This window comes from Flavobacterium cryophilum, assembly GCF_048286555.1.
Classification (GTDB): domain Bacteria; phylum Bacteroidota; class Bacteroidia; order Flavobacteriales; family Flavobacteriaceae; genus Flavobacterium.
Window position 1 is genome coordinate 564908 of sequence record NZ_JBLVPZ010000001.1, and the last position, 12257, is coordinate 577164.

Here is a 12257-nt window from a genome sequence, read left to right on the forward strand (position 1 = left end):
TTGATTAATAAAATTTTAAAAAAGGTTTGAAAATGAAGAAAGTAATACACGTTCTGTTTGTATGTTTCACTTTTACTCAATTGGCTGTATCTCAAACACGAGCCGTTAAAGTGTTAGATACCAATTGGAAATTTCAAAAAGGCGATTTTGAAGAGGCTTTTAAAGTAAATTTTAATGATTCGAAATGGGAATCCGTAACCGTCCCACATGACTGGGCAATTTACGGGCCTTTTGATAAAAATGTAGATATACAAAAAGTTGCCATCGTTCAAAACGGAGAAAAAATAGCTACCGAAAAAACGGGACGAACAGGCGCGCTACCTCATGTTGGAACAGCGTGGTACCGCAATACATTTACATTGCCTAAAAATTCAAAAGGGAAAAAAATAATTTTACTTTTTGAAGGTGCAATGAGCGAACCGCAGGTGTATTTAAACGGAAAAAAAGTGGGAGAATGGGCGTATGGCTATAGTTATTTTTATTTTGATGTTTCCCAATTTATACAAGAAGGAGCCAACACATTATCAGTAAAATTAACCAATAAAGAATTTGCTTCCCGCTGGTATCCTGGTGCCGGTTTGTATCGAAAGGTAAGTGTCATTGTAAAAAATAACGAAAGCATTGACCAATGGGGGCAGTTTATAACGACACCTTTTATCAGTGAAGGAAGTGCCAAAGTAAATATTAAGACAAAAATTTCCGGCAAAAATAGCCGTTTAGTTACCACTATTTTTGATGCTGAAGGACATAAACTGAGCTCAGAGGAGTCGGCTATACCATTCGGAAATGAGTTCGATCAAAATATAAAGGTAGAAAAACCAAAATTGTGGAGTCCCGAAACGCCTTATTTGTATACAGCGGTTTCCCAATTGTATGTTGGAAAAGAACTAAAAGATGAGATTTCAACTCGTTTTGGCATTCGAGAAATAAAATACGAGCCCAATAAAGGTTTTAGTCTGAATGGAAAGATAACCAAATTTAAAGGCGTTTGTCTGCACCACGATCTTGGTCCCCTCGGAGTTGCAGTGAATAAATCCGCGTTGCGCAGGCAAATGAAGATATTAAAAGAGATGGGTTGTAATGCGATACGCAGTTCGCACAATATGCCCTCTTTTGAGCAACTCGAGTTGGCAGATGAAATGGGTTTTATGTTTTTAGCAGAGAGTTTTGATGAATGGGCAAAGCCAAAAGTAGAAAATGGGTACCATCGTTTTTTTGAAGAATATGCCGAAAAAGATATCGTAAATTTAGTGCAGGCAACAAGAAATCATCCTTCTATTGTGATGTGGAGTTCTGGAAATGAAGTGCCTGATCAATGGGGAGAAGCTGGTGTAAAACGAGCCAAATGGTTGCAGGAAATATTTCATAGAGAAGACCCAACACGTCCGGTAACTGTTGGTATGGATCAGGTAAAAGCGACTATGGAATCTGGTTTTGGAGCTTTGCTGGATGTTCCAGGATTGAATTATCGGGTGCATTTATATGATGAGGCATTTGCAAAATTTCCGCAAGGGTTTATTTTAGGTTCAGAAACAGCTTCAACAGTTAGCTCCAGAGGGATTTATAAATTTCCTGTGGTTCAGGAAAAAATGAAACAATATCCTGATTTTCAGTCCTCCTCTTACGATTTGGAAGCGTGTAGTTGGTCTAATGTACCTGATGAAGATTTTGTGCTTCAAGATGATAAACCTTGGGTAATTGGCGAGTTTGTTTGGACTGGTTTTGATTATTTAGGAGAACCGACGCCTTATGATGAAAGCTGGCCGTCCCGAAGTTCTTATTTTGGAATTAACGATTTAGCGGGTTTACCTAAAGACCGTTATTATTTATACCGAAGCCGTTGGAATACAAAGGAATCCACTCTTCATATTTTACCCCATTGGAACTGGGAAGGCCGTGAAGGAGAGATAACTCCTGTTTTTGTATATACGAGCTACAACAGCGCCGAACTTTTTATAAATGGCGAAAGTATGGGAGTGCAGAAAAAAAACAAAAGTACACCACAGAATCGCTATCGTCTGATGTGGATGGATGTGAAATATGAGCCGGGAACGGTAAAAGTTGTGGCTTTTGATGACAATGGTAAAGCTGTTGCTCAAGAAGAAGTGCATACTGCTGGCAAGCCGTACCAAATTGTTTTAGATGCTGACAGGAAAACAATCACTGCCGATGGCGAGGATATATCTTTTGTAACCGTATCTGTAGTGGATAAAAATGGAATTCTTTGTCCTACGGCGACTAATCAATTAAAATTTAAGGTTTCAGGGGCGGGTACTTACAGGGCTGCCTGCAATGGTGATGCTACTTCACTCGAAATGTTTCATAAAGATACTATGAAAGTTTTTAGCGGAAAATTGGTAGTGCTTGTAAAATCGACAACAACTGCGGGTGCTATAAAATTGGAGGTAAATGGCGCTGGGCTTAAGAGTGGTAAATTGACCTTGGTGTCTGAGAAATAAATAAAAAAGGTAAGTAAGTAGTGTAACACTACTTTTAAAAACAAAAGATTTAAAAAAATAAAATTGTGGTTCAAGTAATAAGTACGGCTTTTAAATCGGATACTTTAACAATTTTAAAATAACAGTAATTTAAAGAAAATGAACGATTTACTAATAAAAAACACCACTGCTTTCTTTGAAAAGAGCTTTGGAACTGAACCACAAAAAATTGTGCTTTCTCCGGGAAGAATTAATATCATTGGAGAACATATTGATTATAATGACGGCTATGTTTTGCCGGCAGCAATTGACAAAATTATCTGTTTTGCTTTCGAAAAAAATAAATCTGATACATCAAAGATTATTGCGATTGACCTTGACGATTCTTTTGAAGTGGATCTTTCAACTGATATGAAATTGAGTGAAAGTGTTTGGACTAATTACATTCGAGGTGTCATTCATCAGCTGAAAATTAAAGGTTTTAAATTTGATGGATTCAACTGTGTTTTTAGCAGTAATATTCCCGTAGGTTCTGGTTTGTCTTCTTCGGCAGCATTGGAATGTGGCTTTTTGTTTGGAATCAACGAACTTTTTGACTTAAAAATAAAACCGGTTGATATTGCCTTAATGGGTCAAAGTGCTGAACATTGGGTAGGAATCAATTGCGGAATTATGGATCAGTTTTCGAGTGTCATGGGAAAAGAAAACAAAGTCATAAAAATTGATTGTAAGACCTTAGAATATGAATATCACAATGCTGATTTTATTGATTATTCTTTGGTTTTATTCGATTCGAATGTAAAACATTCCTTAATGACATCGGCTTATAATGAAAGAAGAGAGCAATGTGAAGAAGGGATTGCGATTATAAAAAATAATTTTCCTGAGATAACTAGTTTTAGAGATTGTAGCGAGCAACATGTTTTAGGATTGCAACATGTAATGCGTGCCAATGTTTTTAAAAGGTGTCTTTTTGTTGTACAGGAAATCAATCGGGTAAAACTAGCTTGTGAAGCATTAGATCATGGAAAGATTGAAGTTTTAGGGAAATTAATGTTCGAAACGCACGAAGGATTGTCCGTTGATTATGAAGTGAGTTGTGCTGAATTAGACATGATTGTGAATACGCTTAAAAAAGAAGAAGCCGTAGTGGGTTCCCGATTAATGGGTGGTGGTTTTGGAGGTTGCACCATCAACTTGATCAAAAAAGGGCATGAAGAACGAATTAAACAGCAACTATCAGCGCTCTATTTTGATGCTTTTGGAATAGAATTAAAAATTTATGATGTTAAAATCGGAAACGGAACATCACTTTATAACAATAATTAGAATGAAAAACTTTGATATCAACGAAGATCCGCACAGACGCTTTAATCCGTTAATTAACGAATGGGTATTGGTTTCTCCCCATCGTTCGAAACGTCCTTGGCAAGGTCAAAACGAAAACGTTCACTCCGATGCACTGCCAGAATATGATTTGACATGTTACTTATGTCCTGGGAATGTTCGAGCGAATGGCATGGTAAATCCGGATTATGAAAATTCTTTTGTTTTTGAAAATGATTTTGCCGCTTTAAAGCAAGACGAAATTGCTTTTGAAGAAAATAAGAAGGAGACTTTTTTTAAAGCTATACCGGAAAGAGGAATTTCTCGTGTGGTGTGCTTTTCGCCAAAACATAATTTGACCTTGCCTGAAATGCCTGCAGAAGCGATTGAAAATATCATTCATACTTGGCAAAAAGAATACTCGGATTTAGGTAATGTGGACTACATCAATCATGTGCAGATTTTTGAAAATAAAGGAAGTGTGATGGGGTGCAGTAATCCACATCCGCACGGACAAATTTGGGCGCAATCGTCTTTGCCAACCGAAGTGGAAAAAACGCAAAATAATCTAAAAGCGTATTTTGATAAACACAACAGAACGCTTTTTCAGGATTACTTACAAGAAGAAATGAAACTGGACGAGCGCATTGTTGTTGAGAATGACCATTTCGTGGCATTAGTTCCTTTTTGGGCGATTTGGCCCTATGAAACTATGATTGTCAGCAAACGAAATGTGAATAAAATAACTGATTTCACGGAAAACGAAGTGAGGGATTTTGCGAATATTTTAAAACAATTAACAACCAAATACGATAACCTTTTTGAAACTTCTTTTCCGTATTCATCAGGAATTCATCAATCGCCTACAGATGGTGAAATGCATCCGGAATGGCATTTTCACATGCATTTTTATCCACCGTTGTTGCGGTCTGCAACCGTTAAAAAATTTATGGTTGGGTATGAAATGATGGGTGAATCGCAAAGGGACATCACGGCGGAGAAAAGTGCAGCCTTTTTAAGAGCGCAATCGAATGTACATTATAAAAATAAGTCATGAAAATAGTTGTTACCGGAGGTCTGGGATTTATTGGTTCGCATACCGTAGTCGAATTGCAAAACGAAAACTATGAAGTAATAGTCATTGATAATTTGTCTAATTCATCAATTGACGTTTTGGATGGCATCAAGAGAATTACTGGTAAGAAGCCGCTTTTTGAACAAATAGATTTGAGAGATAAAGCAGCAGTTCACGCTTTTTTTAAGAAGCATGATGATGTGGAAGGTGTAATTCATTTTGCAGCCTCCAAAGCTGTTGGCGAAAGCGTGAAAGAACCTTTGTTGTATTATGAAAACAATGTGGCTTCATTAGTTTATATTTTGCAGGAATTACAGAAAAAACCAGAAGCTAATTTTATTTTTAGTTCTTCTTGTACCGTTTATGGTCAAGCCGAAGTGATGCCAATTGCTGAAACGACACCAATTCAAACGGCAATGTCACCGTATGGTAATACCAAGCAAATAGGAGAGGAGATTATTGCGGATGTTACGAAAGTAAGTACTATCAATGCTATTTTGTTGCGCTATTTTAATCCTATCGGTGCGCATCCGTCAGCTGAAATTGGAGAACTGCCTATGGGTGTGCCACAAAATTTGGTTCCTTTTATTACACAAACCGGAATGGGTTTGCGTGCTTCATTATCCGTGTATGGGAATGATTACCCAACGGTTGACGGCACCTGTGTTCGCGATTATATACACGTAGTCGATTTGGCGAAAGCCCATGTGATAGCTTTGCAACGATTAGTAAACAAAAAGAATGCTGAGAAATTAGAAGTTTTTAATCTGGGAACCGGAACGGGAAGCTCAGTGCTGGAAGTGATTATGGCTTTCGAGAAAGTTAGTGGAGTAAAATTGCCTTACACCATTGTTCCAAGGAGGGAAGGAGATGTGACTTCGGTTTACGCCAATACGGATAAAGCGAATACTATTTTGGGTTGGAAAACACAATCAACGCTCGAAGAAGCGATTGCCAGTGCGTGGAAATGGGAGCAGAAGGTTAGAAATAATACTTAAATTTTTATGAATCAATATTTATTGTGAAATAAGTATAAAATATTGTTTGCGTAAATGATTAAGAATTCTTTTTTTAAGATTTAACTTACATTGTAATTATAAATGTAAAAAATACATTTATAATGATGTAAATAACTATTTTTAATTTACATTTGACTTTCATAATTCTTAAAAAAATAATAAAATTAAAATACATATCACATTTTACAATCAATTCTATGATGGAATTATGCGCTTTTAAGCTAATCTAAATGTAATTTGTAAAAAAAAACAGTATAATTACACTCCATAAAAGTATTACATAATGCAAAACAATAATCTCGTTTATTTATATTAATTTCTATAACACAAATTACTCATGAACCAAAACCTAGCTTTTGCTGATTACGCAGTATTTATTATCTATTTTATCGTGGTATCCACTTACGGATATACCGTTTATCGCAAACGTGAGAAAAACGAACATGATGCCAAAGCTTATTTCCTTGCTGAGGGAACATTGACTTGGTGGGCTATTGGAGCTTCACTAATTGCATCTAATATTTCAGCTGAACAGTTTATTGGAATGAGTGGGGAAGGATTCTTTTTAGGAATTGCAGTTGCTGCTTATGAGTGGATTGCCGCAATCGCTTTAATTATTGTAGCCGTTTGGTTTATTCCAGTTTATTTGAAAAACAAGATTTACACCATGCCACAATTTTTAAAAACAAGGTATAACGAATCAACTGCTTTAATAATGGCAGTATTCTGGTTGTTTTTATATGTATTTGTAAATCTTACTTCTATTTTATATTTAGGTGCTGTTGCCATTAATGGATTAGCCGGCGGCGAATATTTACACGCTATTATGATTGGGCTTGCCGTTTTTGCTTTAATAATCTCCTTGGGAGGTATGAAAGTGGTGGCCTACACTGATGTGATTCAAGTTGCTGTTTTAATTATCGGTGGGTTGGTTACGTCATATATTGCTTTGACTACCGTTGGACAATATTTTGGAGTTGGAGAAAATGCAATTGCAGGATTTAAGGTATTAATGAGAGAAGCTCCGGAGCATTTCAAAATGATTATTCCAGAACCAACAGCGACTTCGTCTCAAAATGATATTAATAAATATCTTACTTTCCCTGGAATGATGTCGTATTTGGCGGGTATCTGGATTATTAATCTTAATTATTGGGGTTGTAACCAATACATTACGCAGAGGGCTTTGGGTGCCGATTTACAAACGGCGCGTACAGGTATTTTGTTTGCAGGTATTTTGAAATTATTAATGCCGCTTATTGTTATGTTGCCAGGTATTGCGGCTTATGTTTTGTATGAGAATGGACATTTGCCTCAATTAGTAGGTGGAAAAGATGGTGCGTATTCTGCTGTGTTAACGTTTTTACCAACAGGTTTAAAAGGATTGTCTGTAGCTGCTTTAACAGCTGCTATTGTTGCGTCATTGGCGGGAAAAGTGAATAGTATTTCTACTATTTATACTTTAGATGTGCATAAAAAATACATTCAAAAAGATGCGAGTGATCGAAGCCAGGTCAACATAGGAAGATATGCTGTTTTTGCAGCCATGCTTTTGGCTGTCGTATTTACTTGGAATGATATCTTAGGAATTGGTGGTGTAGGTGGGTTTACTTATATCCAAAAATATACAGGGTTTATCAGTCCGGGGGTTTTTGCTATGTTTTTCCTTGGAATGTTCTGGAAAAGAACTACGGGTACTGCGGCGATAATAGGGGTGATTTCAGGTTTCTTGTTGTCGGTTTTATTTAACGAATTTGCGCCGGAATTGTTTGGAAATGAAACATTATTATACACTGCCTACACCAATGGGAAAGGCGGATATGAAATACCATTTCATATTTGTATGGGATTGTCATTTATGTTCACCATGCTAATTATGATAGCAGTGAGTTTTGCTGGACCGAAAGTGAATCCAAAAGCTTTTGAATTAGATGCTCAAATGTTTAAGGTGAAACCTCAAACAACAGTATTAATCGTCATTATTTTATTGATTATTTTTGCTTTGTACGCAAAATTCTGGTAGTTGTATAACAAGTAGTTTAGCATAGAGGAATAAAGTCATTGCCGTTTAGTTAAGAAATATTGGTTCAACCAAATGATCTTAACTAAACGGTATTTGATTTTAAATACATGTTGAAATATTACCAATAGAATTAAAATCGGTGCCTATGAAAGATTGGCTGAACCACTCAAAATAAATTGAGATTAAGTAAGACCATGTATTGTTCCAACAGATATACAGTATCTTGTGCGGTTCGTTGTGGTTCGGTGTGGTTTGAGCCATTTAGCCGATTAGTATTGTGGAGTTCTAAAGAGAATTTAAACAATAATGGGTACTGAGTATGTAGAAAATAGCAGATATAAAAAAAGCTTCCAAAATGATTGGAAGCTTTTTTTAGTATGTTAAAAAATGCCTTTTAGTCTCTGATAACCAATGCTTCTTGTTTCCAAGTTTTTACGGAAGCAATTCTACTGTTAGAATAATCTACTTCGTTTAGGTTATTGCCATTCCAAAAAAGCCATTTTCCAGTTTTCTGTCCATTTTCATAAATAGCAACAGATAATTTGTTACCGTTTGTATCGTAAGCAGTCCAAATTCCTTCCAGTTTTCCGTTTTTAAAGAAACCTTCTTGTTGTACTTTTCCATTTTCAAAGTAGTAAGTTGTTTTTACTAAATCACCGACAGCTTCTAATTTCGGATCGTTTTCTTGAGCAAATGCTATACCTGAGAAGATTAATGCGGTTAAGATTATATATTTTTTCATGTCGATTGGTTTTTTAAATTCATATTAGCTTAACAAATATATAAAACATTTTACAATAAAAAAACTTTAAGTTAACAATTTAGTAACATTGGAATAAAATTTAACATTGGCAATAAAGTTTACGAATAAACCAGTCACTAAAATTTCTTATTTCTCAATTCATTATTCATAATTAGTCCTAAATTTGCACCCGTCTCCAAAGGGGAAAATAATCTAAAATTTGAATCATGTATAGAAGTCATAATTGTGGCGAATTAAATGCCACTCATATTAATACAGAAGTTACCCTTGCGGGATGGGTTCAAAAATCGCGTGATAAAGGATTTATGAACTGGGTTGATTTACGAGACCGTTATGGAATTACACAATTAATTTTTGACGAAGGTCGTTCAGAAAAATCAGTTTTTGAATTGGCTAAAACTCTTGGTCGCGAATTTGTAATTCAGGTGAAAGGAACTGTTATTGAGCGTGAAGCCAAAAATAAAAATATTGCAACTGGGGATATTGAAATTTTAGTTACTCAACTTACAATTCTTAACGCTTCGCTTACGCCTCCTTTTACAATTGAAGATGAAACGGATGGTGGAGAAGATATCAGAATGAAATACCGCTATCTCGACATTCGAAGAAATCCGGTAAAAAACAGTTTGATGTTTCGTCATAAAGTAACCATGGAAGTTAGAAAATATCTTTCTGATTTGGATTTTTGTGAAATAGAAACGCCTTATTTGATTAAATCTACTCCCGAAGGCGCTAGGGATTTTGTGGTGCCTTCTCGAATGAATGAAGGACAGTTTTATGCGTTACCTCAGTCGCCGCAAACTTTCAAGCAATTATTGATGGTAGGCGGAATGGATAAATATTTCCAAATCGTGAAATGTTTCCGTGACGAGGATTTACGTGCAGACAGACAGCCAGAATTCACGCAAATTGATTGTGAAATGGCTTTTGTGGAACAAGAAGATATTTTAAATGTTTTTGAAGGATTGACAAGGCATTTATTAAAAGAAATAAAAGGTCTCGAAGTAGATAAATTCCCAAGAATTACCTACGATTACGCGATGAAAACATATGGAAATGACAAACCGGACATCCGTTTCGGAATGGAGTTTGGCGAGTTAAACGCAGGAGCTAAAAGAAGAAAAGGAGCAGGAAGTGATATTGCTACATTTAAAGAATTTAATGAGTTTTTAATTTTTGAAGAAGCTGAATTAGTAGTTGGAATAGCAGTTCCCGGAGCAGGAAATTATACGCGTAAAGAAATTGATGGACTAATTGACTGGGTAAAACGTCCACAAGTTGGCGCAAGCGGAATGGTTTATGTAAAATGTAATGAAGACGGAACTTTCAAATCATCTGTAGATAAATTCTACGACCAAGACGATTTAACGCAATGGGCAAAAATTACCGGTGCAAAAGCTGGAGACATGATTTTTGTGCTTTCGGGTCCAACCGATAAAACGCGTACTCAATTAAGCGCATTACGTATGGAATTAGCAACACGATTGGGCTTGAGAAACCCAGCCGAATTTGCGCCGCTGTGGGTAGTTGATTTTCCTTTATTGGAGTTTGACGAAGAAAGCGGTCGCTTCCATGCCATGCATCATCCTTTTACATCGCCAAAGCCCGAAGACATGCACTTACTGGAAACTAGTCCGGGTAAAGTTCGTGCTAACGCATATGATATGGTTTTGAACGGAAACGAAATTGGTGGTGGATCCATTCGTATTCATGATAAAGCAACACAACAACTAATGTTTAACTATTTAGGTTTTACAGAAGAAGAAGCTAAAGCACAATTTGGTTTCTTAATGGATGCCTTTCAGTTTGGTGCACCACCACACGGGGGTTTAGCTTTTGGATTGGATCGATTAGTTGCGATTTTAGGCGGTCAGGAAACGATTCGGGACTTTATTGCTTTTCCAAAAAACAATTCAGGAAGAGATGTTATGATTGATGCTCCATCTACAATAGCCGAATCGCAGTTAAAAGAGCTGCATATAAAATTGGCGTAGTTGCCGTTTATCGATTAAATTTGTCAGAAAACGTTGAATATCAATATTTTTCAAAATAAAAAGAGAAGAATGACTTTCGTATTATATTAAATATTACATTTGCTCCATTATAAATTATTATTACTATTACAATGCGTACAGGTACAGTTAAATTTTTCAATGAATCTAAAGGTTACGGATTCATTACAGACGAAGAAACAGGAAAAGACATTTTTGTTCATGCATCAGGAATCAACGCGGAAGAATTGCGCGAAGGTGACAGAGTTAGCTATGAAGAAGAAGAAGGAAGAAAAGGAAAAGTTGCTGCGAAAGTAGCAGTTATCTAAGCAGAAAAAATTATTTTTTTGCCTACGAATGTTTAAAACGTTCCGATTTAGTTCGGAACGTTTTTTTGTTTTAAACATTTAATAGTTTTCAACATCAATGATCCTTCTTTTTACGATTGTTACTTTTTATAAACGTTAAACACTTCCCAAGATTAAAAACTTTCCTTATTTATAATTAATAAAAATTGTAAATTTACAACGATATAGTTCAGATGTATTTTTAAGTTTTAATTGTTATTTAATAATTTGAAAGGTATCTTTGTCGCTCATTCTCATTCAAAAAATACGTGCTATGCAATCCGATCAATTAAATTATATCCCTATTTTAATGCAGTTCATTTTAGCTGTAGGATTTGTTGTAGGAACAATATTCATTTCTGGAAAATTAGGTCCAAAAAGAACTTCTGAAATCAAAAATAAGAACTTCGAATGCGGTATTGAATCCGTTGGTAACGCAAGAATTCCATTTTCAGTAAAATATTTTGTAGTTGCCATATTATTCGTTTTGTTCGACGTTGAGGTAATTTTCTTGTACCCATGGGCTGTTAATTTTAAGGAGTTGGGAATGGAAGGAATGGTTAAAATGGTAATTTTTATGCTTCTGCTTTTGGTGGGGTTTTTCTACATCATCAAAAAGAAAGCTTTGGAGTGGGAATAAAGATTTATTTTAAAGGCTGAATTCTAAATTTTAAATGGTTTCATTATAATTTATAATTCAAAATTTATAATTCAAAATAATAAAAAATGAGTGATTCAAATATAAATATGGTTGCCCCTCCAGAAGGTGTTGTTGGTGAAGGTTTCTTTGCTACAAAACTGAATGATGTTGTGGGGATGGCTCGTGCAAATTCATTATGGCCATTGCCTTTTGCAACGTCTTGTTGTGGGATTGAATTTATGGCTACGATGGCTTCGCATTATGATTTGGCTCGATTTGGCTCGGAACGAGTGAGTTTTTCTCCTCGTCAAGCAGATATGCTAATGGTAATGGGAACAATATCTAAAAAAATGGCACCTATTTTACGACAGGTTTATGAGCAGATGTCAGAACCTCGTTGGGTAATCGCAGTGGGTGCTTGTGCTTGTTCTGGTGGAATTTTTGACACCTATTCTGTTTTGCAAGGAATTGATAAAGTCATTCCGGTTGATGTATATGTTCCTGGTTGTCCTCCAAGACCAGAACAAATTGTTGATGGTGTTATGAAATTGCAGGAATTAGTAAGAACTGAATCGGTGCGAAGAAGAAGTTCTCCGGAGTACCAAGAATTATTGGCTTCATATAATATCAAATAA

10 protein-coding genes are annotated in these 12257 nt (G+C 35.8%); 9 read left to right on the forward strand and 1 reads right to left on the reverse strand.

Translation table 11 applies throughout. From position 1 onward, the window contains the following. The first annotated feature begins 32 nt into the window (after nt 1-32). From ACNQGJ_RS02540 to ACNQGJ_RS02560, 5 genes are all read left to right on the forward strand, one after another. Entirely contained in the window at nt 33-2459 is a 2427-nt protein-coding gene (locus ACNQGJ_RS02540) for a DUF4982 domain-containing protein (RefSeq protein ID WP_417970378.1), read from the forward strand. A gap of 138 nt (nt 2460-2597) precedes the next feature. Continuing rightward, complete coding sequence (galK, locus tag ACNQGJ_RS02545) at nt 2598-3767, forward strand: galactokinase (protein WP_417970376.1); 1170 nt, start codon at nt 2598-2600, stop codon at nt 3765-3767. Nucleotide 3768: 1 nt separating this feature from the next. Next, the gene (locus ACNQGJ_RS02550) at nt 3769-4821 is read left to right on the forward strand and encodes a UDP-glucose--hexose-1-phosphate uridylyltransferase (RefSeq protein ID WP_417970374.1); all 1053 of its coding nucleotides are present in this window, start codon (nt 3769-3771) and stop codon (nt 4819-4821) included. Further along, nucleotides 4818-5837 (forward strand): UDP-glucose 4-epimerase GalE, encoded by a 1020-nt coding sequence (gene galE / locus ACNQGJ_RS02555; RefSeq protein ID WP_417970372.1) that lies wholly within the window; start codon nt 4818-4820, stop codon nt 5835-5837. The genes ACNQGJ_RS02550 and galE overlap by 4 nt, the downstream gene beginning before the upstream one ends. A gap of 358 nt (nt 5838-6195) precedes the next feature. After that, entirely contained in the window at nt 6196-7881 is a 1686-nt protein-coding gene (locus ACNQGJ_RS02560; RefSeq protein WP_417970370.1) for a sodium/sugar symporter, read from the forward strand. A 394-nt stretch (nt 7882-8275) separates the two neighbouring features. Here ACNQGJ_RS02560 and ACNQGJ_RS02565 read toward each other — a convergent pair whose 3' ends face one another. Then, a complete protein-coding gene (locus ACNQGJ_RS02565) occupies nt 8276-8623 on the reverse strand; it encodes a toxin-antitoxin system YwqK family antitoxin (protein ID WP_417970368.1) in 348 nt (115 codons plus the stop codon). Nucleotides 8624-8850: 227 nt separating this feature from the next. Between ACNQGJ_RS02565 and aspS the strand changes: the two genes are divergently transcribed. The 4 genes from aspS (at nt 8851) to ACNQGJ_RS02585 (ending at nt 12257) form a co-directional block, all read left to right on the forward strand. After that, entirely contained in the window at nt 8851-10638 is a 1788-nt protein-coding gene (gene aspS / locus ACNQGJ_RS02570) for an aspartate--tRNA ligase (RefSeq protein ID WP_417970366.1), read from the forward strand. A gap of 131 nt (nt 10639-10769) precedes the next feature. Then, nucleotides 10770-10964, forward strand: coding sequence for a cold-shock protein (locus tag ACNQGJ_RS02575; RefSeq protein WP_007137066.1), 195 nt, complete (start codon nt 10770-10772; stop codon nt 10962-10964). Nucleotides 10965-11256: 292 nt separating this feature from the next. Further along, on the forward strand, nt 11257-11622 hold the full coding sequence (locus ACNQGJ_RS02580; protein WP_417970364.1) for an NADH-quinone oxidoreductase subunit A: 366 nt from the start codon (nt 11257-11259) through the stop codon (nt 11620-11622). 86 nt (nt 11623-11708) lie between these two features. Further along, nucleotides 11709-12257 (forward strand): NADH-quinone oxidoreductase subunit B, encoded by a 549-nt coding sequence (locus ACNQGJ_RS02585; RefSeq protein WP_417970363.1) that lies wholly within the window; start codon nt 11709-11711, stop codon nt 12255-12257.